Source organism: Comamonas testosteroni TK102 (genome assembly GCF_000739375.1).
GTDB classification, from domain to species: Bacteria; Pseudomonadota; Gammaproteobacteria; order Burkholderiales; family Burkholderiaceae_C; genus Comamonas; species Comamonas brasiliensis.
In genome coordinates, this window is the sequence record NZ_CP006704.1 from 702409 (window position 1) to 724636 (window position 22228).

Here is a 22228-nt window from a genome sequence, read left to right on the forward strand (position 1 = left end):
AATCCTAGGAAAAATTGGCGTTCTGCGTGGCAGCGGCAGGCAAGGTGACGGGGCAGGCACTGAGGCGCTTTGGTCCGGCATCCATCAGTGGCGGCACGGCGATGCGGCAATAGGCCTGGGTGTGCGGGCAGCGCGGGGCGAAGGCACAGCCTTGCTGGCCGATGGCCGAGGCGATACTGCCGCGAATTTCGCTCAGGGGGCCGTCCTGATAATGCGCTCCGGGCTGCAGCCGCGGCGATGCAGCCAGCAGACCCCGGGTATAGGGATGCAGGGGGTGCTCGAAAAGCGGGCCGGGGCTTGCCTGCTCGACCTCGCGGCCGGCATACATGACGACCACGCGATCGGCCCATTGCGACACCACGCCCAGGTCATGGGTGATCAAAATCAAACCTATGGACAGTTCCTTGCGCAGGCGATCCAGCAGATCCAGCACCTGGGCCTGGATGGTCACATCAAGGGCCGTTGTCGGCTCGTCCGCAATCAGCAGGCGCGGGCTGCAGGCAATGGCCATGGCGATCATCACGCGCTGGCGCATGCCACCTGAGAGCTGATGCGGAAAGTCGTCCACCCGCCGCTGGGGATCGGGGATGCGGACGGTGTCCAGCAGCTCCACGGCGCGCAGCCGCGCCGACCTGGCGGAAAGTCCCTCATGCTGGCGCAGCACCTCGGCGATCTGCCAGCCGACGGAGTAGACGGGGTTGAGCGATGTCATGGGCTCCTGAAAGATCATGCCGATCTCGCGCCCACGCAGACGTCGCATCGATTGCTCATTCAGCTGCAACAGATCGTGGCCGTTGAAACGGACTTCGCCCTCGGCGATACGCGCCGCGCGCGGCAGCAGCCTCATGAGCGCCAGTGCTGTCAGCGATTTCCCCGAGCCCGACTCGCCGACGATGGCCAGGGTCTCGCCAGCATTGACGTAAAAGCTCAGTCCACGCACCGGATCATGCTGCGGGAAACGGATGCTCAACCCGCGTACATCGAGCAAGGTCTGTCCGCTCATTCAGCGCTCCTGCGAAAAACGTGGGTTCAGCGCGTCGTTGAGGCCGTCGCCGATGAGGTTGAAGGCCAGCACGGCAAACACTATGGCCAGGCCCGGCGCGGCGGTCAGATACCAGGCGGTACGCAGCAGCTCGCGCCCCGCGCCGATCATGCTGCCCCAACTGACGACATTGGGGTCGCCCATGCCCATGAAGGACAGCGCGGATTCCAGCAGAATGGCCGAGGCCACCATGACCGAGGAGGTGACGATGATCGGGGGCAGGGCATTGGGAAGGATTTCGCGCAGGATGATGCGGGCATGCGAGTAGCCCAGGGCACGCGCGGCCAGCACAAAGTCCTTTTCGCGCAGCGAACGGAACTCGGCGCGCACCAGGCGAGCCACGGTCGGCCAGGTCACCAGACCTATGGCCATGACGATCGTGCCTATCGCCGGTTGTGCAATGGCGACCAGAACGACCAGCAGGATGAAGCCGGGAATGGTCTGGAACAGCACCACCACGCGCTGCAGCACGTCATCGACCCAGCCTCCGAAATAGCCGCTGATCGAGCCGATACCGATGCCCAGGCTCAGACCGATCAGGGTTGCCGAGATGCCTACCAGCAGCGAAATCCGGGCGCCGTGGGCAATGCCGGCCGCTACATCACGCCCCATGGAATCGGTGCCGAGCAGAAACTGCGAGTCCTGGCCTGGCCAGAGAAAGGGCTGGGCCACCATGTCCAGCGGATCGCCGGGATAAAGCCAGGGGGCAGCCAGGGCCAGCGCCAGAACCGCCAGCAAAAAGGCGCAGCCCAGCATGGCCGTTGGGTTGTGCAGAAAAATGCGCAGTGCTCGATGGCCCTGGCTTGTGCTGCCTGCACTGGCCTCGCTGGTGGTGGTACGCACTGCATCGGGTGCGTGCACATTGGGCCAGGGGGGCGCCGGCTCGGGCGCTGCGGCCTCGTTGCGCGCGGCAGTCGCAGCCGATGTAGCCGCGTTCGGTGCGGTCTGCAGCAGATCAGGTGTGGATGACAGGGACATCAGCGAACCTCGATGCGCGGGTCCAGCCACGCGTGCAGCAGATCGACCAGCACATTGGCGGCGATCACCAGCAGGGAAGAAAGAAACAGCACGCCCATCAGCACATTGAAGTCACGGCTGAGCACGGCTTCGAACGCGAGCCGACCCAGGCCAGGCCAGCTGTAGACGGTTTCGACGACCACGGCGCCGCCAAGCATGCCGCCCAGGTGCATGCCCGCCATGGTCGTGACGGGTAGCAGGGCGTTGCGCAATACATGGCGCAGCGTGATGCGCCAGGGAGAAAGGCCCTTGGCTGCTGCGGTGCGCACAAAGTCCTGGGACTGCACCTCCAGCATGGCCGCACGTGTCAGCCGCGCATAGATGGCGACAAAGAACAAGGCCAGCGAGGTGGCAGGCAGGACCATGTAGCGCAACTGGTCCAGCACGGCAGCCAGACCGCTGAGCTGCGAGCCAATGCTGGCCGATCCGCCGCTGGGCAACCAGCCCAGCTGCACCGAGAACAGCACGATCAGCATCAGCCCGACCCAGAAGCCCGGCACCGAATAGAACAGCAGGGACAGCACCGAGAGCAGGCGGTCGGGCAGGCGGCCTGCGAAGTACGCCATGGCCGCGCCCAGCGCGATGCCCAGCGTCAGCGCGATGGACAGGGCCAGCCCCATCAGCAGCAGCGTGCTTGGCAGGCGCTGAGCTATCAGAGCCATCACCGGCATGTTGTAGCGTGGCGAGAAGCCCAGGCTGAGATGGGCGAGGTTGCCCAGATAGGCCTGCAACTGCTCGAACACTGTCAGATCGAGCCCGAAGCGCGAGCGCAGTGCCGCCAGGGTCTCGGCCGTGGCCGCGCCGGCTTCACCAGCCATGACATCGGCGGCATCGCCCGGCGTCAGCTGCAGCAGCAGAAAGTTCAATACGGCGACGCCCAGCACGGTGGGGACCGCATATTTCGCATTGGACCAAAGCGAGCGTAATAAACGTGGAGTGGCACTCATGGGGATTCGTGTGTTAATCCATGAATGATAGAGGCGTAAATATTCAGTGAAATCTGTTTATTGAGCCTGATTTCTTATATCGATCATTGAAAAATAAATAAGAAAGATTTCATGAGTGAATTATTGGAGAAGTACAGATTATATTTTTGAGATTCTTGTTTATGTTTGAAAAATCTATAGGCGTGAGTATTCGGATTTGCTTGAGGGGCAAGGGCTTGGCATATTTCTGAATATGCAAATGCGAAATTATTGCTAGGGATATCAGAGTCGTCATGTGATTATTGGAAGGCGCTGTGATTCGGTATTTTCATTTCTATAGAAATATCTGCGTCACATATCAAGACCCCATGGCTGATCTATGACTTCTGCATTACGACCTGGCTCTCTCGTGGATTGGGAGAATTTCCCTTCACCTCTTGAATATTCCGAAAGCCCGCTTTCCAAGGCTTTCAATCAGCCGGTTCTGCTCGGCCTGTTTCTGCCCATACAGGCCGGTGGCTGGAGTGCTTCGACCTTGCCGCGCAGCACCGACTGGAGTTTTGACTACAACCGGGATCTGGTGCTTCACGCCGAGAAGCTGGGGTTCGACCTGGTGTTTGCCTTGTCGCAATGGCTGCCCAAGGGCGGGTATGGCGGAGTCTTCAATGGCCAGGCGCTGGATTCGTTTGCCACGACGGCGGCACTGACTTCTGTCACCAGCCGCATCATGCTGATCTCGACCATCCACGTGCTCTACGGACCTCTGCACCCCCTGCATCTGGCCAAGTGGGGCGCCACGCTGGATCACATCTCGGGAGGGCGCTGGGGCATCAATGTGGTGACGGGTCATCGCGAGGTGGAGCACAAGATGTTCGGCTGGGAGCAGATCGAGCATGACCAGCGCTATGCGCTGGCTTCGGAGTTCATCGAAGTGGTGCAGCGCCTGTGGGTCGATGAAGAGAATTTCTCGTTCTCGGGCCGCTCGCCCTGGAGGCTGGGCGGCGGCTTTGTGAGTCCCAAGCCGCGCTATGGCCGGCCGGTGCTGGTCAATGCCACGGGCTCGGAGGCGGGCATCGAATTCGCGGCCAGATACTCGGACCTGATTTTCATCACCAGCCCTGGCGCCTCGGACTTCGCGCGCGCCATCGAAGTGCTGCCCGACCATGCGGCGCGGGTCAAGCAGGTGGCGCGCAACGCGGGGCGATCAGTGCGCACCTTGCTCAATCCCATGGTGATCAGCCGTGAGACCGAGAAGGAGACCTGGGCCTATCACGATGCCATCGTGGCCCATCAGGACCTGCGCACACCCGAGGGCTTCAACAGCCACAAAAGCGATGCCCATGCCTGGAAGGGTCGTGCAGGTCTTGATGAGCCCAAGCGTCGGGCCATAGGTGGAAACATCGAAGTCATCGGCACGCCCGAGCAGGTGGTCGAGCAGTTCGTGCAGCTCAAGCGTGCAGGCATTGACGGCCTGCAGCTGAGCTTCTTCGACTTCAAGCCCGATCTGGAGTTTTTCGGTGATCGCATTCTGCCGCTCATGAAGCAGGCTGGTCTGCGCTTGTGAGCGCCGCCGTTCTGCATCGTCCTTCCTCTTTCTTGCTGATCTCTCCCATGCATACCATTTACAAGCCCATGTTCTGGGCTCTGCTGTCCGTGATTACTGCGGGCGCCCATGGCCAGACGCCGGCCACACCCGTCAAAGGGGGCACGGTGACTGCGGTGGTCGCCCAGGAACCCACCTCGCTGGTATCGTTTCTGGACACCAAGACCGACAACCGCGATATCAGTGCCAAGATCACCGAAGGCCTGTTGCGCTATGACGCTCAGTTCAAACCCCAGCCGTTGCTGGCCACATCCTGGAGCATCAGCGCTGACGGCCTCAGATACACCTTCAAGCTGCGCCAGGGAGTGAAGTTCCATGACGGCCAGGATTTCAGCTCGGCCGATGTACGCTATTCGCTGCTGACGCAGAAAAGGCTGGGGCCGCGCGGCCGCATCACGCTGCAGAGCCTGGAGCGTGTGGATACGCCAGATCCCCACACGGCCGTGCTAGTGCTCTCCAGACCGGCGCCTTTTCTGCTGAAGTCGCTGTCGTCGGCAGAGCTACCCATCGTTGCGGCCCGGCGCTACGGCGATGCAGATCCGCTGGCAAGCCCCAACATCACGGCCCCCGTGGGCACCGGTCCCTTTGTGTTCGAGCAATGGGTGCGCGGCAGCCATGTGATCCTCAAGCGCAATCCGAACTACTGGCGCCAGGGCGTGCCCCATGTGGATCGCGTGGTCTTCCGCTTTGTCCGCGATCCCTCGGCGATCTCTGCGGCCGTGGAAACAGGCGAGGCCGATATCGCCCAGAACCTGAGTCTGGCCGATCTCGGACGCCTGCTGCAAAAGCCCGCGCTCAAGCTGGACGCCAGCTATGACGCCTTTCTCAACAATGCGTCCTTTCTTGAATTCAATGTAGAGAACCCGGTGCTGGCCAAGGCCGAGGTGCGTCATGCGATCGCGCATGCAGTGGACCGCCAGTTCATCGTCAACAACGTCTACTACAAGCAGGCGGAGCTGGTGAACTCGCCGATTCCCAAGGTGCTCGCCGGCTATTACGACGACAGCAGCTTCAAGTATGGCTTCGATGTGAGCCGCGCCAACCAGCTGCTTGACGCGGCAGGTTACCCACGCCAGGCCAGCGGCCAGCGCTTCAGCCTCAGGCTCAGCTATATCCCAGGTGCCCAGTTCAAGCAGACGGCAGAGTACCTGCGCTCCGCACTCAACCGCGTGGGTATCAAGGTGGATATCCTCGATGGCGACCTGCCGACTTTTCTCAAGCGCGTCTACAGCTCGCGTGAGTTCGATCTGAACATCAACGGCCTGGGTCGATTGTTCGATCCCTCGGTGGGGGTGCAGCGTATCTACTGGTCCGACGGTATCAAGAACCCGTTGATCTGGATCAATGCCTCGCATTACAACAATCCCCAGGTCGACGAGCTGTTCCGCCAGGCGGCCGTCGAGTTGGACGACAGCCGGCGTGCCGCACAGTTCCGCCAGATCCAGCAGATCGTGGGACGGGATCTGCCCGTCTATCCGCTGGCCACCGTGCCATCGGCGCTGCGCGTGCACAGCACCCGCGTCCACGGGCTCAACAACAGCATCGACCTGACGGCAGGCGACTTCTCCGATCTCTGGCTGGAGCCCCGCAAATGACAGCCGTGAATCCGTCCCTTCCCACGCCGGCCGATGACGGGCTTGAATCCCTGGTCTTTGCCAGTGCACGCGAGCAGGCCCAGGCCCTGGCCGACGGCCGGGTCACGGCCGTGGCGCTGCTGGAGCAGGCGCTGGCGCGCATGGAGCGTCATGAGGCACAACTCAATGCAGTGCCCGTGCGCGCCGTGGCCCAGGCTCGCAGCGATGCGCTGCAGGCCGATGCCGCCTTGCAGCGCGGCGAGCGCAGACCGTTGCTGGGCGTGCCCATCACGGTCAAGGAGAACTTCGACGTGGCCGGCCTAGCCACCACCGTGGGCAACCCCGACTTCCAGGACAATATCGCGCGCCAGGATGCTTTGGCCGTGGCTGCGCTGCGCGCGGCGGGAGCCGTGCTCATCGGCAAGAGCAATGTGCCGCATTCCCTGGCTGATCTGCAAAGCTACAACACCATCTACGGCACCAGCCGCAATCCCTGGGATCTGCAGCGTACGCCGGGCGGATCTTCGGGTGGCGGCGCGGCTGCCGTGGCTGCAGGCTATGTGGCTCTCGAGCTGGGCACCGACATAGGTGGCTCGGTACGCATACCCGCGCATTTCAACGGCATCTTCGGGCACAAGACCAGCTATGGGCTGATCTCCATGCGCGGAGCCGGAGCGCCCCAGGGGCGCTTCAGTGCACGTGATCTGTCGGTGGCCGGGCCGCTGGCGCGCACCGCACAGGATCTGGAACTGGCACTGGACCTGTTGCTGAACCTTGACCCGCTGGAGGCCAAGGGCTGGAAATTCACACTGCCACCGGCGCGCCACCGGCAGCTCAGGGATTTCCGCGTACTGGTGATCGATGCCTGGCCCGGGACCAAGCCCAGCCTTTCCGAGCAGCTCGTCATAGACCGCGTACTCAAAGGACTGAAATCTGAGGGTGTGACGCCGGTGCTGTGGCGCGATCTTCCGGCGGCACTGCGCCCCGACCTCGGGGAGCAGCACCGCACCTATCGCAGCCTGCTGGGCGCGTCGGTGGCGAATCCGCCGCCGCTGTCGCCGGCCCAGCGCAAGCGCCTGGCCGAGTTGGCGGCGGATGATCGCAGCGCCGAGGCGGCCTTGCTGCGAGCGCCCAGCCTGCCGCATGCGACTTGGCTGCAGGACAACGAGCACCGCCATGCCCTGCGCCATCAGTGGGAGCAGCTGTTCACCCACTTCGATGTGCTGCTCAGCCCCGTCGCCCCCACGCCGGCCTTTGCGCACCAGCACCAGGAGCCCAAGGAGGAGCGCCGCTTTCCGGTGGCGTATGCCGACGGCATGCGCCAGCTGGGGTTTCGCGAGCTCTTCAACTGGGCGGGACTGCCCGTACTGCCCGGCTTGCCGGCGACCAGTTTCCCGCTGGGCCTGGACGACGACGGGCTGCCCGTCAGCGCACAGGCCGTGGGTCCGTATCTCGAGGACCGCACCACGATCGCTTTTGCCCATGCGTTCGAGCTCGCGCATGGCGGCTTTGTGGCACCGCCGCTCCACAGCCTGGAGGTCGTGGCATGAGCGAAATTGTGCAAATGGAGCGTGGGCATCTCTCGCCTGCCCAGGCCAGGGGCGCAGCACCGCTTGGCGTGACCGCGCTGCAGGCGCCGGAGCTGGTGGCCAGGGCCGCAGCGCTGGCCGTGCAACTGGCCGCGCTGGCCGCTGCTCACGATAGCAGCGGCGCATCGCCCGCGCCGCAGTTTGCGTTGTTGCACGAGGCCGACCTGCTGCGCCTGACGATTGCGAAAGAGGCTGGCGGCCATGGTGCGGGGCTGGCGACGGCACGCGCCGTGGTCGGAGCCGTGGCCCAGGGCGATCCTGCGGTGGCGCTGATTCTGTCCATGCACTACAGCATGCATGCGGCGATAGCGCGCTCCCAGCAGGCGGGTTCGGGGGAATGGTCTGCGGCACTGGCGACCGAGCTGATTGCTGCCAGTCTGCAAGGGCCTGCGCTGCTCAATGCAGCCCAGGTGGAACCTGAGCTGGGCTCGCCCTCCCATGGCGGTTTGCCTGCGGCAAGGGCCCGGCGTGTGCAAGGGGGCTGGCAGCTCAGCGGGCACAAGATCTATGTCACGGGCGGGCCGTTGCTGGCATGGATCAGCGTGCTGGCGGTGACCGACGAGGACAAGCCGCGCCTGGGCAGCTTTGTGCTGCCGCGCGGCACGCCGGGCTCGCGTCTGGTCGAGACCTGGGACCCCATGGGCATGCGTGCCACGGTCAGCCAGGATTTGCTGCTGGAAGAGGCCTGGGTGCCCGACCACCATGCGGTGGGCCTGCGCCCGGCCGCTCAGGGCCTGCAGCGCGAGGCGCATGGTATTGCCTGGTATTTCAGTCTGGTGGCCAGTGTCTACGATGGCGCGGCGCGCGCTGCACGCGACTGGCTGGCCGACTTTCTCAATCACCGGCGCCCCAGTGCACTGGGCGGTGCGTCCCTGGCTTCGCTGCCCACGGTGCAGGAGAAGTTTGGCGAGATCGAAGTGCTGCTGCAGGCCAGTGACTGCCTGCTGGACAGCCACGCACGCGCCTATGACGCGGGCTCTGCTCCCGACGGGCTGGCGGCAGTGGCCAAGCATGTCGCCGTGGAAAACGCCGTGCGTGCCGCCACGCTGGCTCTGGAGTTGGCCGGCAACCACGGTCTGGCGCGTCGCAATCCGCTGGAGCGCCATCTGCGCAATGTGCTTTGCAGCCAGATCCATTCACCGCCCAACAACCTGATTCGCAGCAATGCCGGCCGCGCAGGCCTGCAGCGCCGCTAGAGCGCGCTCTCCGTCTGTTTTCCACTCCGACTGCCTTCACCATGTCCGCTGATATCGACTCTTCTCCGGCCTCGCGCCGCAGCTTTGTGCTGGCCGCCGCAGCCTCCGGCCTGTCCTCCATCGTTCCCTCGGTCGGCTGGGCCCAGCAGGAAAAGCCGCAAAAAGGCGGCACGCTGACGCTGCTGCTGTTTCCCGAGCCGCCGACATTGACCACGATTGCACATACGGCGGGTTCGTCAGTGACGATCTCGGGCAAGGTCACCGAGGGCTTGCTGACCTATGACTTCAACCTCAACCCCCAGCCCCAGTTGGCGGTGTCGTGGACCATCAGTCCCGATGGCCTGCTCTACAGCTTCAAGCTGCGCCAGGGTGTGAAATGGCATGACGGCAAGCCGTTCACGTCGGCCGACGTGGCGCATTCCATCGCCTTGCTCAAGGAGTTCCATCCGCGTGGTCGCGCCACTTTTGCCAGCGTCTCAGAGGTCCAGACACCCGATGCGCACACCGTGGTGCTCAAGCTAAGCAAGCCGATTCCCTATCTGATCACGGCGCTGGCGGCCTCGGAATCGCCCATGGTGCCCAAGCATCTGTATTCCACGGGGCGTGCCGATGCCAATCCGGCCAACAATGCACCGGTGGGGACCGGGCCTTTCGTGTTCAAGGAATGGGTGCGCGGCAGCCATGTGATTTACGAGCGCAACCCCCATTACTGGGATGGCGACAAACCGTATATCGACCGGCTGATCGTACGCTTCATTCCCGATGCAGCGGCACGCACGGCAGCGATCGAAAGCGGGCAGGTGCAGATCGCTCCGAGTTCGCCGGTGCCCTTCTCCGAAGTCGATCGCCTGCGCACCAAGCCCGGCCTGAGCTTCGAGACCCGGGGTTATGAATACATCAACACCGTCTATCGTCTGGAGTTCAACCTGGAGCACGAGGCCTTGAAGGATCTGCGCGTGCGCCAGGCCATTGCCCACGCGATCCAGCGCGAAAACCTGCTCAAGGTCGCCTGGTACGGCCAGGGGCGGCTGACCTCGGGGCCGGTCCATCCCGCCCTCAAGAAATTCTATGTGCCCGACCTTCCCCTGCTGCCCCATGACCTCAGGGCTGCCGAAAAGCTGCTGGACGATGCCGGGCTGCGGCGCGGCAAGGCTGGTGGCAATTGGCGCATCAGGCTGCATCTGACGCCGATTCCCAACGAGGGCGGCCAGCGTACGGCAGATTTTCTCAAGCAGGCCCTGGGGCGCATAGGCATTGACGTGCAGATCAACGGCCAAGACTTCGCCACTTACATCAAGCGCGTCTACACCGATCGTGCTTTCGATCTGCATGTCAGCGCCATGAGCAACACCTTCGACCCTACCGTGGGCATACAGCGGCTGTACTGGTCAAAGAACTTCAAGCGCGGCCTTCCTTTCTCCAATGGAGCCCACTATGTCAGCCCCGAGGTGGACCGCTTGCTGGAGTCCGCAGCCGTCGAGGTCAACGAGCCGCAGCGCATCCGCGATATCGCCGAGTTCCAGAAGCGCATCGCCCTCGATCTGCCGGACATCACTCTGGTCGCGCCGCATATCTACACCATCGTCGACAAGCGTGTGCGTAACCACACGGTGGGCGCCGACGGCGTGGCCGGAAATCTGGCAAGCGTGTGGCTGGCGGCATCCTGATTCTTTCACCGTCTCAATCAAGGAGAAACGCATGAGTTCCACCCACAGCACGGCGGCTCAGCCGCAATCCCTCTGGTATACCCGCTGCCCCGTGCCGTCCCCGCTGGGGATTGCCGCGCAGCAAGGCTGGCTGCAGTCGGCCTTTGCTGAGCTGGGCATTGGTGTGGAGTCGATTTTCGACTCCAAGGACCGCAGCGTGCGAGAAAGCCATTTCGACCATCATCTGTCATGGTCCTTCCGGCAGGGCGGCAATATTCCCCCGATCTGGGCGCGCGCCAAAGGGCGCGATACCCGGCTCGTCGCCATCACCTGGACCGACGAATTCCAGGCACTGATCACGTTGCCTGGTCGCGGCATTCATGCGCCCGAGCAACTGGCCGGCAGGCGCTTTGGCGTACCAGCCCGCGTCAATGACCTGATCGACTTCCACCGCGCGACGGCACTCAAGGGGCTGGTCTCCGGCCTGTCGCTGGCTGGCCTCCGCCATCGCGATGTGGAGCTGGTCGACCTGGTGATCGAGGAGTCCATCATCCAGGAGCAGGGTACGCCCAGCCTGTTCGGTCTGCGTCGCCGCCACCCTTATTTCCGCGAAGTCGAGGCCCTGGTGCGCGGCGAAGTGGATGCGATCTTTGTCAAAGGTGCCGAAGGGGTGTTGGTGGCCAATCTGATTGGCGCCCAGATTGTCAGCGAGTTCGGCTCTCACCCCGACCCGCGTGTGCGCATCAACAATGGCACGCCACGTACGCTGACCGTGGATGCAGCCCTGGCCGGGCAACGCCCCGACCTGGTGGTGGAACTGCTGCGCGTGGTGCAGCGCGCAGGCCGCTGGGCCGAAGCCCATCCCGACGAGACGCTGCGCTTTGTAGCAAGGGAGATCGCCACCAGCGAGGAGGCGATCCTGGCTTCCAATGGGCCCGATGTGCACCGCCATCTGGACATCAGCCTGAAGCCAGAGCTGATTGATGCCATCGGCTATTTCAAGGACTTTCTGCTCGAGTGGGGATTTCTTGCAGCTGACTTTTCCCTCGCAGACTGGGTGGACCAGAGGCCGTTGGCCGCCTTGCTCGCCCAGCAGTCCGCTGCTGCCGAGTGGCCCGAGGCGGCAGTCAGCGCATGAACAAGAGAGCAGAACCCAGAGTTCTGGTCAGCGGTGCCAGTGGGCGGCTGGGGCAGTTGCTGGTGCCGCGTTTGCTGGCACGCCATGCGCGTGTGCGCGTGCTGGTGCGCTGCGCCGCCACGGCACGCTCGCTATGGGGTGATGCGGTGGAGATTGCAGAAGCCAGCTTCGATGAGCAGGCCTCCTTGTGCGAGGCCACGACCGGGGTGGACAGCCTGTTCCTGCTTTCGCCCATAGGCCCCGCGCTGGCCGCGCAGCAGTCGCGCGTGATCGAGGCCGCGCAGGCCGCCGGTCTGACTCATATCGTCAAGCTTTCGGGTTCGGACTGGACGATAAAGCCTTCTGGTCTCTCGCTGTCGGGCGATGCCCATGGCCATGTTGAGCAGTTTTTGCAGGGCAGCGGCATCTCGCATGTGGTGCTGCGCCCCAATGCCTGGATGCAGGTGGGCCTGAGCCGGGTGGCCGGCGATCTGCGCGAGGGCGATGCGATCCGCTGCCAGCATATCGGCGCCGCTGTGTCCTATATCGATGCCAGGGACATTGCCGACGTGGCCGTGCAGGCGCTGCTCAATCAGAGGCTGGTGCGCCAAATGCGCGAGCGCGCGCCCGGCCCGTGGGTGCTGACAGGTGGGCATGCGGTGGGCGCGCAGCAACTGGCGCAGATCGCCTCGCACCACCTGTCCCGGCAGATTCGGGTGGAGGCGCCATTGCCTGCGCTTGCGCAAGACCCGTTCATTGCTCGGGTGCATGGCCAGTTCTTTGCTCTGATGAGCGAGGGACATGCGGCCGCGGTGACCGATACCGTCAGACTTGTGCTGGGGCGCGAGCCACGCAACGTGGCGGATTTTCTGGCCGAACAGCTGCGTGCAGTGCCTATCGCTCCATTGTCCTGAGCAGGATCCGATACCGCAGGGATGGCGGGCTGCTCGTACCATTTCGCAATGCTTCTTGCATAGAGTTGCTACGATCAAGAATCCGGATGGCGTTTTCCGGGTTCTGCGTTTTTCGGCTCTCTATGAATTTACCGTCTCCCCTCTATGTCATCGGCATCGACCTGGGCACCAGTCACACGGTCGTGGCAAGCGTTGCGCTGGACGGTGCGACAAGCGATATCGCACTGCTCGACATTCCCCAGCGCAGCACGGCAGGCGAGGTCGTGGCCCAGCCGCTGTTGCCTTCGGTGCGCTACCAGGCGGCAAAGGGCGAGCTGGGCGAGGCCTGGCGGCAGCCCTGGTCGCCGCAGGGCGCAGATGCAGCGGCGCCTGCCGTCATCGGCCGCTGGGCGCGAGATCTGGGAGCAGCCGTGCCGGGGCGGCTGGTGGCCAGTGCCAAAAGCTGGCTCTCGCATACCGGTGTGGATCGCACGGCCGCCATCCTGCCCTGGGGGGCCGGCGAGGACGTGGCCAAGATATCGCCGCTGGCGGCCTCAAGCTCCTACCTGGCCCATGTGCGAGCAGCATGGGACCAAGCGCATCCCGAAGCGCCGCTGCACCAGCAAAGCGTGGTGCTGACGGTGCCTGCTTCATTTGACGAGGGCGCACGTGCGCTGACGCTGGAGGCCGCACAGATGGCGGGTCTGCCGCACGTGCAGCTGCTGGAGGAACCCAAGGCCGCGTTTCACGACTGGCTGGTGCTGCAGGGCGATGAGCTGGCCGCGCAACTGGCGGACAGCCGGCTGGTACTGGTGGTGGACGTGGGCGGGGGAACTACCGATCTGACGCTGATCCGCGTGGATGCATCGGCCGACGGCGGCCTGCCCACGCTGACGCGCACGGCCGTCGGCGAGCACCTGATGCTGGGCGGCGACAACATGGATCTGGCGCTGGCCCATCAGCTTGAGACGGCGTTTGCGGCCAAGGCCGGAGAGCAAAACCAGAGACTGTCCGCACAGCGCTTTGCCCAGCTGGTGCAGCGCTGCCGCATGGCCAAGGAGCAGTTGCTGGCGCAGAACGCGCCAGAGCAGATCGGCATTACCTTGCTGGGGGGCGGAAGCAGGCTGCTGGCAGCGACTCAAAGCGTCACGCTGACCCGCGAGCAGGTGCGGCAGTCGGTGGTCGACGGCTTTTTGCCGGTCGTTCAGATCAGCGATATGCCCGCCAGGCGGCAGGGTGCGCTGCGCGGCTTTGGTCTGCCCTATCCAGCCGATGCGGCCATCAGCCGTCATCTGGCGCAATTTCTCGTCCAGCATGCAAGCGGGGGGCTGCCCGATACCGTGTTGCTCAACGGCGGCGTGTTCCATGCCCATGCCATGGTGCAGCGTCTGACGGAACTGCTTGGCCGATGGCGCGGCAGCCCGGTGCGCGTGCTGCACAACCCGCACCCGGACTGGGCCGTGGCGCGCGGTGCGGCGGCCTATGGGCTGGCGCGCCATCAGGCCGAGCTGGTGGCGGCTCAGATTGCTGCACCCAACCGGCCTGAAGCACGGGCCGGGCAAGCGTCAGCAGTGGTCAAACCCGTGGTGCCGCGCATTGGCGGCGGTTCGGCGCGCAGCTACTGGCTGCTGCTGCCGGGCAAGAAGGGCGAGGCTCCGCAAGGCCTGTGCCTGCTGCCGCGCGGTACGGAAGAGGGCGTGCGCATGGTGCTCTCGGGCCGGCGCTTTGCGCTCAAGCTGGGCCAGGCCGTGCGCTTCAATTTGCTGGCCAACAGCCAGAGCCATGTACCTGCGCAGGCCGGCAAGATTGCAGCGCTGGCCGGCGATGGCTGGGTGGAGCTTCCGCCCCTGGCCACGGTGCTGCCCGCGCCCGAAGGCCGGGCTGCTGCCCAGGTCGAGGTGCAGCTGCAAGCCTGCATGAGCGAGGTCGGCACGCTGGAAGTGCGCTGCGTGGCCGTGCAGGACGCGGGCCGGTCCTGGTTGCTGCCATTCGCCGTGCGCGGTGCAGCGGCTTCTGAAACCATCGCTGACAACGAAGATGCACAAAGCGCTGAGGGCCAGAAGCAATCAGATTCCTTGCTGGCCAGGCTACCCGAAGCCGTGGCCCTGATGGACCGCATCTTCGGCACGCAGGCGCAGGCGGTGACGACCCGGGAAGTGCGCCAGCTGCGCCAGTTGCTCGAAAGAATCCTCGGCCCGCGCGAGGGCTGGGAGCTGGGCCTGCTGCGAGCCCTGTTCGATGCGCTGCTGGCCCGTGCCAGGCGCCGCCGCCGCACGGCCGACCATGAGCGCGTCTGGTTCAACCTTGCAGGCTGGTGCCTGCGCCCAGGCGTGGGGGCGGAACTCGATGGCTGGCGCATAGACCAGGTCTGGGCCTTGTATGGCCAGGGCCTGGGTCATGCCAAAGAGGCCGCCAACTGGACGGAGTGGTGGGTGTTCTGGCGCCGCGTGGCTGCGGGTCTGAACGAGGCCCGGCAGATGGAGCTGCTCGAAGACGTGGCCGGCCATATGCAGAAGGCCGTGCAACAGAACACGCGCGGCAAATCCAGCCATGGCAGCTATGACGACATGCTGCGGCTGTTCGCGGCCATGGAGGCCGTGCCCTGGCAGTACCGCCAGGAAATGGGGCAGTGGATGCTGCAGCGACTCAGGCGCGAGGATGAAACCGTGCAGACCTGGTGGGCCATAGGCCGCCTCGCGGCACGCCAGTCGCTGGCCGCGAACGCCCATCTGGTGATGCCGCCCGAGGCGGCGCTGGAGTTCCTGAACGCCACGCTGGCCCAGGACTGGCGCAGGAACGAAACCGCGATGTTTGCCGCCGTGCAGATGGCCCGCATGACGGGCGACCGCGCGCGTGACCTGCCCGATGCCATCAGAGCGCAGGTGCTGGAAAAGATGCGCAACAGCGGTGCGCCCGAACGCTGGATGACCATGGTCGAGCAGGTGGTGCAGATGGAGGCCGAGGATCACAAGCGCAGTCTGGGCGACAGCCTGCCGCCGGGCCTGGTGCTGTTGTGAAGAGTCCGTGCCGCTGCGGGCAGGTTTTGGGTCACGGCATTTGCAGGAGGCAGCCCCTGCCAAAGACGATGGCCGAACAGTGAGTGCCGTTCAGGCCGCCTGGTCAGTGATGCAAGAATGGCTTGTTGCATGGGACGACAGGCCGGCGTGGAGGGCTGGCAGCATCCATGTCCACCACCACAGGAAATGATTGCCATGAAGTTTGAAGAAGCTGCGCGCACCGAGGCTGTGCAAAACGCTGTTTTTATCTCCGGAACCCGACGTCGCCCGCTACTGCTGGCGGCACTGGCTGCCGTGGTGGCCGCTCCTCTGACGCAAGCATTGGCGCAGGGCGGCAACTGGCCCACCAAGCCGATTACCTTTGTCGTGCCCCAGGCACCGGGCGGTGCCAACGATGTGATTGCGCGAGCCGTGGCGCAGGGGTTGGAGAATTCGCTGGGCCAGCCCGTCATCGTGGAAAACCGCGCCGGTGCCAACGGCAATCTGGGCACGGGCCAGGTGGCGCGCAGCGCGGCCGACGGCTACACCTTTCTGGTGACGGCGCAAAGCGCCTACACCATCAATCCGGCGCTTTATTCCAGGGTGCCGTTCGATCCCATCAAGGATTTCACTCCCGTGATGCAGCTGGCCGTCGCGCCTTATCTGCTGGTGGTGAATCCGAACTTTCCGGCCAAAAATCTGGACGAACTGGTGGCCTATGCCAAGGCGCATCCAGGCAAGGTGGAATACGCTTCTGCCGGCAATGGCACGCTCAACCATCTGTTGGGCGAGATGCTGAAAAAGCAGAAGAACGTGAGCCTGCTGCATGTGCCTTACAAGGGGGCGTCGGCAGCCGCCACCGATGTGGTGGCCGGCCAGTTGCCGGTGACCTTTGGCAGCTTTCCCGGCGTGATGCCTTTTGTCAGCAGTGGCAAGCTGCGCGTGCTGGGCGTGGCGTCCGACAGGCCGACATCGCTGGCACCCGAGATACCCGTGCTGGGCAAGGGCCTGGCCGTGATCAGCTGGTACGGCTTGTTTGCACCGGCCGGTACGCCGCAGCCGGTGGTGGACAAGCTCCATCAGGCAGTGCAGACCGTGCTGGCCAGGCCCGAGATGGCAGAGCGCCTCAAGACTCTGGGCGCCGAGCGCGTGGAGTCCACGCCGCAAAGCTTCAAGGCCATGCTGCCGGCCGAGCTGGCGTACTGGAAGCAGGTGGTCAAGGACTCCGGCGCGCATATCGACTGAGGGGACGACAGCTTGTTGATACATCTGGCCGCTGGCGGATCCTTTCGTCGCTCACGGACGGGGTTGACCCTGCTCATTGTGGCGGTCATCGCCATCGGGCTGGCCTCGCGCCGGGGCTACGTGCCCTTTCCCGCCGTGCTGGGCAACTATCCGGGCGATGCGCTCTGGGCCTGGGTGGTGCTGCTGTGCGTGGCCTGGCTGCGGCCGGCCATCACGTGCGGCAAGCTCATGGCCTGGACCCTGGTCATCGCCTTTGCCATCGAGTTTCTGCAGCTCTATCAGGCCCCCTGGATGCAGGCCCTGCGCGCCAACAAGCTGGCCTATCTGGTTCTGGGCAATGGCTTCGATCCCCTGGATCTGCTGGCCTATGTCGTGGGAATCGGTGTGGGCGCCATGGTGGACCAGCTCTGGCAGAGGCGGCAGCGTCGCCTCGCCTGAGATGGCATGAATCGTGCTGATCGTCGATGGCATCAACATGACGACAAGCACTACCCCATGAAAACGCCTCTGCACTATCTGGTGGCTGCAAGGCAAAGCGAGATTGCCGAGCTGGAGCAGATCAGCCGCGCCAGCAGCCTGGTGGCGAGCATGTCCGAGCTCGTCCATGCGCTGCAAAAAGAGCGCGGTCTCTCGAATATCTTTCTGGTCAGCGGCGGCGCACAGGCGCAGCAGAGCCTGCTCGACCATGGCCTTCATGTGGACCAGGTCATGGGGCGGGTCTGTCTCGCCCTTGAAGAGCTGGGCGCGCGGGCGCCGGGTGCGCATGGCGCTCGCTTGTTCAATGCGATCGCCAATGCGCTGCAAGGCTTTGAAGCCCTGCCGCTGCTGCGCCGTCGGCGCAATGCGCTGCAGCTGAGTGCCGAGGACTGCACGCAGGCGCTGATCCGCATGATTGCGGCCTGCCTGACCGTGGTGTTCGAGGCGGCGGACAGCGCTTGCGATCCCGATATCGCGAAATTGCTGGTGGCGCTGTTTCATTTCATGCAGGGCAAGGAGCTGGCGGGCCAGGAGCGCGCCACAGGGGTCGCGGCGTTTACCGCAGGGGTCGGCAGGACAGAGCGTCAGCGCCATTGGCTGCATCTGATCGAGTCGCAGGAGCGCTGCTTTCAGGTGTTTGCAGACTTCGCCAGCCCCTCGGGGATGGAGCGCTGGCAGCAGCAATGCGGGGCCTGTCCCGATATGACGGTGATCGAGCGGCTGCGGCGCCTGGGCTGCACGGCCGGGGACGGCATGGCGCTGGACTGCAGCCTGAGCTCGCCATGGTTCGAAGCCTGTTCCAGCCGGCTCGATGCCATGCACCAGATTGAGGCATTCCTGGCCGAGGAGCTGCAGGCCCAATGTCTGCGCAAGCTGGAGCAGGCCGGTGCCGCTCTGAGTCAGCAAAAGGCGCTGCTGGAGATGCAGCCGCAGCCTGAGACTCGCGCCGAAGCGGCTGCAGCCTTTCTGGGAGCCACGCAGCCAGCCGCCTCCTTGCCTGCTGAGGGCGCATACGGGCTGCAGCTCGAGAAGAGCATCGTCTTGCTGGTGCAGGAGCAGTCCATGCGCCTGCAGGACATGCAGACCGAAATCGACAAGGCGCGCGCCACGCTCAAGGAGCGCAAGACCATAGAGCGGGCCAAGGGCGTGCTGATGAACTACCGCCAGCTCAGCGAGGGCGAGGCCTACAAGCTGATCCGCCAGACGGCCATGAACCAGAACCGGCGCATGCTGGATGTGGCCGAGGCGATTCTGGCCACAGTGGACCTGCTGCCTGGCAGCACCAATTCATCGCTTTGACAGCGTTGTGTTTGTTGCGCTGCACCAAATATGGGCCAAAACCGGGGGGCAAAGCCTGCTCCACCTCTGATCAGGGGCTGGCATGGTTTGTGCATGACTGTTGATGTCAAGCAGACCAAAGGCGGTCGCGCTTAAAGCGTTATTACGAGTGACCTGGGACAACGGCGTCCTTTTCTCCTCACACCCGAGGAGGGAAGGGCGCCTTTTTGTTTTCCGGATCGCCTTCACCACGATTCTTGATGGAGTTTTCTCATGAGCCAGCGCCTTTCTTCGACTACTGCTCCCGCGCCGGAGCCCGTATCTGCCGGTGGCCGGCGTGAGTTTCTGCGCGTGGCCGGTGCCGCGGCACTCTATGGCACGCTGGGCCACCATGGCGCCTGGGCCGCAGGCTCCGACGCGCCGGAGAAGAAAGAGGTCAAGATCGGCTTCATCCCGCTGACCGATTGCGCCAGCGTGGTCATGGCCTCGGTGCTGGGCCTGGACCAGAAATACGGCGTGAAGATCGTTCTCAGCAAGGAGGCGAGCTGGGCCGGCGTGCGCGACAAGCTGGTCAACGGCGAGCTGGACTTCGCCCATGTGCTCTACGGCCTGGTCTACGGCCTGCACCTGGGCGTGGGCGGCCCCAAGAAGGACATGGCCGTGCTCATGGGGCTGAACAACAACGGCCAGGCGGTCACGCTGTCCAAGGCCCTGGCCGACAAGGGGGCGGTCGACGGAGCCAGCCTGGCCAAGGTCATGGCCAAGGAAAAGCGCGAATACACCTTCGCCGGCACTTTCCCCACCGGCACCCACGCCATGTGGATGCATTACTGGCTGGCGGCAGCAGGCATCAACCCTTTGTCCGAGGCCAAGCTGATCACCGTGCCGCCGCCCCAGATGGTGGCCAATATGCGTGTGGGCAATATGGATGGCTTCTGCGTGGGCGAACCCTGGAACCATCGCGCCATCATGGACGGCATAGGCATCACGGCCAATACCACGCAGGACATCTGGAAGGACCATCCCGAGAAGGTGCTGGGCACCACGGGCGAGTTCGCGCAGAAGAATCCCAATACCTGCCGCGCCGTGATGATGGCGATTCTCGAAGCCGGCCGCTGGATCGACGCCAGCCTGCAGAACAAGACGAAGATGGCCGAGACGGTGGCCCAGAAGTCCTATATCAATACCAGCGTGGACGCCATCAACCAGCGCATTCTGGGGCGCTACCAGAATGGCCTGGGCAAGACCTGGGACGACCCCAACCACATGAAGTTCTTCAACGACGGGGCCGTGAACTTCCCCTATCTGTCGGACGGCATGTGGTTCCTCACCCAGCACAAGCGCTGGGGTCTGCTCAAGGCCCATCCCGACTATCTGTCCGTGGCCAAGCAGATCAACCGCATCGACCTCTACCAGCAGGCGGCCAGCCAGCTCAAGGTCAGTGTGCCCAAGGATGTGCTGCGCAGCAGCAAGCTCATGGACGGCGTGGTCTGGGATGGCAAGAACCCGGCCCAGTACGCTGACGGTTTCAAGATCAAGGCCTGAGGCCGCCCCACCTAACGGAGAGACATCATGGTCAGTGCCGCACTTCATTCGCCGCTGGAACTCGATCCCCCGCATGACCCCCAACTGGCCGCTCTGGCCGCCAACGATGCACAGCTGGAAACTGCAGAAAAGACCGCTGGCAACGCAGATATTTCAAGGGCTGAAGTGAAAAAAGATACCGGTGTCGTCAGGGCATCCCCGGCGGTGATCTCGACCCCGCCCGGCCACTGGCGCCGGCACGCGGAAGCGTTTGCTGGCCAGGTATTGCCGCCGCTGCTGGGGCTGGCGCTCCTGGTCGGCCTGTGGTCGCTGGTCTCCAGCACCACCGGCAAGAGCATTCCGACCCCGGCCGAGACCTGGGAACAGGCCTTGCAGGTGTTCAGCGATCCCTTCTACCGCAACGGACCCAATGACCAGGGCGTGGGCTGGAACGTGCTGTCCTCGCTGCAGCGCGTGGCCCTGGGTTTCGGTCTGGCGGCACTGGTCGGCATCCCTTTGGGGTTCGTGATCGGGCGCTTCAGCTTTCTGTCGCGCATGTTCAACCCCTTGATCAGCCTGCTGCGTCCGGTGTCGCCGCTGGCCTGGCTGCCGATAGGCCTGCTGGTGTTCAAGGGCGCCAATCCGGCAGCCATCTGGACCATCTTCATCTGCTCGATCTGGCCCATGGTCATCAACACCGCCGTGGGCGTGCAGCGTGTGCCCCAGGACTATATGAATGTGGCACGCGTGCTCAATCTGTCGGAGTGGAAGATCGCCACCACCATTCTGTTTCCTGCGGTGCTGCCCTATATGCTGACCGGCGTGCGCCTGGCCGTGGGCACGGCCTGGCTGGTGATCGTGGCCGCCGAGATGCTGACTGGCGGCGTGGGCATAGGCTTCTGGGTCTGGGACGAGTGGAACAACCTCAATGTCAAGAACATCATCATCGCCATCTTCGTGATCGGCATCGTGGGCCTGGTGCTGGAGTGGGCCCTGGTCAAGCTGGCCTCGGCCTTTACGTTTGAAGAGGTCAAGACTTAACCCACCCCTGAGCCGCGCCTTCGGGCGCGTCACCCCCTCAAGGGGGCACCACCGGTGGCCCGGCAAAGCCGGCGCCACGGTGGCCTCGGAAAAAACAAGGAGTACCTCATGCATACATCTCTCAGCACCAAGTACATCGAGATCCACGGGGTGGAGCAGACCTTCAAGACTGCCAAGGGACTGTTTCCCGCACTGCGCGACATCAATCTGAACATTGCCAAGGGCGAGTTTGTCAGTCTCATCGGGCACTCGGGCTGCGGCAAGTCGACACTGCTCAATCTGATTGCCGGCCTGACGATTCCCACGGGCGGTGCATTGCTGTGCGCCAACAAGGAAATCAAGGGCCCTGGCCCCGAGCGTGCGGTGGTCTTCCAGAACCATTCGCTGCTGCCATGGCTGACCTGCTGGGGCAATGTGCATCTGGCCGTGGAGCGCGTCTTCGGCAAGCGCGAAACCCGGGCGCAGCTGGCGCAGCGCACCGATGCAGCGCTGGCCATGGTGGGGCTCAGCCATGCGGCGCAAAAGCGCCCCGGAGAGATCTCGGGCGGCATGAAGCAGCGCGTGGGCATTGCCCGCGCCCTGTCCATGGAGCCCCAGGTGCTGCTCATGGACGAGCCCTTCGGTGCTCTCGACGCCCTCACGCGTGCCAAGCTGCAGGACGAGTTGCTGGAGATCGTGGCACGCACCCAGAGCACGGTGGTCATGGTCACGCATGATGTGGACGAGGCCGTGCTGCTGTCCGACAAGATCGTGATGATGACCAACGGGCCTGCGGCCACGATTGGCGAGGTGCTGCATGTGGCGCTGCCACGCCCGCGCAGCCGGGTGGAACTGGCCGAGGATGCCCGCTATCAGAGCTACCGCAAGGCGGTGATCGACTTTCTCTACACGCGCCAGGGCCACGTGGAGAAGGCGGCCTGAGCCTTTTTGATTTCAAGCTGCATGGCGCCTTGGGGCGCCATGTTTGTTTTGCACAGCAATAAAGCGGCCATGCACAAAAGCAGTGCATGCCGCAGGATGGAATAGTCTGTGCAGGCTGAGAAAAGCTGGCACAGCAATTGCGT

At 64.1% G+C, this 22228-nt stretch carries 17 protein-coding genes; 14 read left to right on the forward strand and 3 right to left on the reverse strand.

Annotation, left to right across the window (positions count from 1 at the left end):
* Positions 1 to 4 precede the first annotated feature (4 nt).
* Genes O987_RS29805 through O987_RS03160 form a run of 3 tightly spaced genes read right to left on the reverse strand, consistent with a single transcriptional unit; the run spans position 5 to position 3006 of the window.
* Positions 5 to 1003, reverse strand: a complete 999-nt coding sequence (locus O987_RS29805) for an ABC transporter ATP-binding protein (protein WP_043370804.1) — start codon at positions 1001 to 1003, stop codon at positions 5 to 7.
* Complete coding sequence (locus O987_RS03155; RefSeq protein WP_003058889.1) at positions 1004 to 2020, reverse strand: ABC transporter permease; 1017 nt, start codon at positions 2018 to 2020, stop codon at positions 1004 to 1006.
* The gene (locus O987_RS03160) at positions 2020 to 3006 is read right to left on the reverse strand and encodes an ABC transporter permease (RefSeq protein WP_034364225.1); all 987 of its coding nucleotides are present in this window, start codon (positions 3004 to 3006) and stop codon (positions 2020 to 2022) included. Before O987_RS03160 ends, O987_RS03155 begins: the two co-directional genes overlap by 1 nt.
* A 358-nt stretch (positions 3007 to 3364) precedes the next feature.
* Here O987_RS03160 and O987_RS03165 point away from each other — a divergent pair, with 358 nt between their 5' ends.
* From O987_RS03165 to O987_RS03230, 14 genes are all read left to right on the forward strand, one after another.
* On the forward strand, positions 3365 to 4549 hold the full coding sequence (locus O987_RS03165) for an LLM class flavin-dependent oxidoreductase (protein ID WP_043370806.1): 1185 nt from the start codon (positions 3365 to 3367) through the stop codon (positions 4547 to 4549).
* A gap of 47 nt (positions 4550 to 4596) precedes the next feature.
* Complete coding sequence (locus O987_RS03170; protein ID WP_144244884.1) at positions 4597 to 6183, forward strand: ABC transporter substrate-binding protein; 1587 nt, start codon at positions 4597 to 4599, stop codon at positions 6181 to 6183.
* Positions 6180 to 7712 (forward strand): amidase, encoded by a 1533-nt coding sequence (locus tag O987_RS03175; RefSeq protein ID WP_051962108.1) that lies wholly within the window; start codon positions 6180 to 6182, stop codon positions 7710 to 7712. The genes O987_RS03170 and O987_RS03175 overlap by 4 nt, the downstream gene beginning before the upstream one ends.
* Complete coding sequence (locus O987_RS03180; RefSeq protein ID WP_043370808.1) at positions 7709 to 8947, forward strand: acyl-CoA dehydrogenase family protein; 1239 nt, start codon at positions 7709 to 7711, stop codon at positions 8945 to 8947. The genes O987_RS03175 and O987_RS03180 overlap by 4 nt, the downstream gene beginning before the upstream one ends.
* A gap of 41 nt (positions 8948 to 8988) precedes the next feature.
* Positions 8989 to 10614, forward strand: coding sequence for an ABC transporter substrate-binding protein (locus O987_RS03185; RefSeq protein ID WP_003058878.1), 1626 nt, complete (start codon positions 8989 to 8991; stop codon positions 10612 to 10614).
* 31 nt (positions 10615 to 10645) lie between these two features.
* Entirely contained in the window at positions 10646 to 11731 is a 1086-nt protein-coding gene (locus tag O987_RS03190; RefSeq protein WP_043370810.1) for an ABC transporter substrate-binding protein, read from the forward strand.
* A complete protein-coding gene (locus O987_RS03195; protein ID WP_043370811.1) occupies positions 11728 to 12624 on the forward strand; it encodes an NAD(P)H-binding protein in 897 nt (298 codons plus the stop codon). The genes O987_RS03190 and O987_RS03195 overlap by 4 nt, the downstream gene beginning before the upstream one ends.
* Before the next feature lie 122 nt (positions 12625 to 12746).
* Positions 12747 to 15620, forward strand: a complete 2874-nt coding sequence (locus tag O987_RS03200) for an Hsp70 family protein (protein WP_043370812.1) — start codon at positions 12747 to 12749, stop codon at positions 15618 to 15620.
* Positions 15621 to 15815: 195 nt separating this feature from the next.
* Positions 15816 to 16844 carry a Bug family tripartite tricarboxylate transporter substrate binding protein gene (locus O987_RS03205; protein WP_043376045.1) on the forward strand — a complete coding sequence of 343 codons (1029 nt, stop codon included), beginning with the start codon at positions 15816 to 15818 and terminating at the stop codon, positions 16842 to 16844.
* 63 nt (positions 16845 to 16907) lie between these two features.
* Positions 16908 to 17282 (forward strand): DUF2809 domain-containing protein, encoded by a 375-nt coding sequence (locus tag O987_RS03210; protein ID WP_019042728.1) that lies wholly within the window; start codon positions 16908 to 16910, stop codon positions 17280 to 17282.
* A 6-nt stretch (positions 17283 to 17288) separates the two neighbouring features.
* On the forward strand, positions 17289 to 18620 hold the full coding sequence (locus tag O987_RS03215; RefSeq protein WP_235214239.1) for a nitrate regulatory protein: 1332 nt from the start codon (positions 17289 to 17291) through the stop codon (positions 18618 to 18620).
* 252 nt (positions 18621 to 18872) lie between these two features.
* Positions 18873 to 20144: a CmpA/NrtA family ABC transporter substrate-binding protein gene (locus O987_RS03220; protein ID WP_003058866.1), complete on the forward strand. Its 1272-nt coding sequence runs from the start codon at positions 18873 to 18875 to the stop codon at positions 20142 to 20144.
* A gap of 27 nt (positions 20145 to 20171) precedes the next feature.
* Positions 20172 to 21164, forward strand: coding sequence for a nitrate ABC transporter permease (ntrB, locus tag O987_RS03225; RefSeq protein ID WP_043370815.1), 993 nt, complete (start codon positions 20172 to 20174; stop codon positions 21162 to 21164).
* A gap of 108 nt (positions 21165 to 21272) precedes the next feature.
* The gene (locus O987_RS03230; protein WP_043370817.1) at positions 21273 to 22085 is read left to right on the forward strand and encodes an ABC transporter ATP-binding protein; all 813 of its coding nucleotides are present in this window, start codon (positions 21273 to 21275) and stop codon (positions 22083 to 22085) included.
* Positions 22086 to 22228 lie beyond the last annotated feature (143 nt).

Bases quoted from the DNA above. Each gene is read 5' to 3' on its own strand.
- O987_RS29805 (WP_043370804.1), bottom strand. From the start codon at position 1,003: ATGAGCGGACAGACCTTGCTCGATGTACGCGGGTTGAGCATCCGTTTC.
- O987_RS03155 (WP_003058889.1), bottom strand. From the start codon at position 2,020: ATGTCCCTGTCATCCACACCTGATCTGCTGCAGACCGCACCGAACGCG.
- O987_RS03160 (WP_034364225.1), bottom strand. From the start codon at position 3,006: ATGAGTGCCACTCCACGTTTATTACGCTCGCTTTGGTCCAATGCGAAA.
- O987_RS03165 (WP_043370806.1), top strand. From the start codon at position 3,365: ATGACTTCTGCATTACGACCTGGCTCTCTCGTGGATTGGGAGAATTTC.
- O987_RS03170 (WP_144244884.1), top strand. From the start codon at position 4,597: ATGCATACCATTTACAAGCCCATGTTCTGGGCTCTGCTGTCCGTGATT.
- O987_RS03175 (WP_051962108.1), top strand. From the start codon at position 6,180: ATGACAGCCGTGAATCCGTCCCTTCCCACGCCGGCCGATGACGGGCTT.
- O987_RS03180 (WP_043370808.1), top strand. From the start codon at position 7,709: ATGAGCGAAATTGTGCAAATGGAGCGTGGGCATCTCTCGCCTGCCCAG.
- O987_RS03185 (WP_003058878.1), top strand. From the start codon at position 8,989: ATGTCCGCTGATATCGACTCTTCTCCGGCCTCGCGCCGCAGCTTTGTG.
- O987_RS03190 (WP_043370810.1), top strand. From the start codon at position 10,646: ATGAGTTCCACCCACAGCACGGCGGCTCAGCCGCAATCCCTCTGGTAT.
- O987_RS03195 (WP_043370811.1), top strand. From the start codon at position 11,728: ATGAACAAGAGAGCAGAACCCAGAGTTCTGGTCAGCGGTGCCAGTGGG.
- O987_RS03200 (WP_043370812.1), top strand. From the start codon at position 12,747: ATGAATTTACCGTCTCCCCTCTATGTCATCGGCATCGACCTGGGCACC.
- O987_RS03205 (WP_043376045.1), top strand. From the start codon at position 15,816: ATGAAGTTTGAAGAAGCTGCGCGCACCGAGGCTGTGCAAAACGCTGTT.
- O987_RS03215 (WP_235214239.1), top strand. From the start codon at position 17,289: ATGAATCGTGCTGATCGTCGATGGCATCAACATGACGACAAGCACTAC.
- O987_RS03220 (WP_003058866.1), top strand. From the start codon at position 18,873: ATGAGCCAGCGCCTTTCTTCGACTACTGCTCCCGCGCCGGAGCCCGTA.
- ntrB (WP_043370815.1), top strand. From the start codon at position 20,172: ATGGTCAGTGCCGCACTTCATTCGCCGCTGGAACTCGATCCCCCGCAT.
- O987_RS03230 (WP_043370817.1), top strand. From the start codon at position 21,273: ATGCATACATCTCTCAGCACCAAGTACATCGAGATCCACGGGGTGGAG.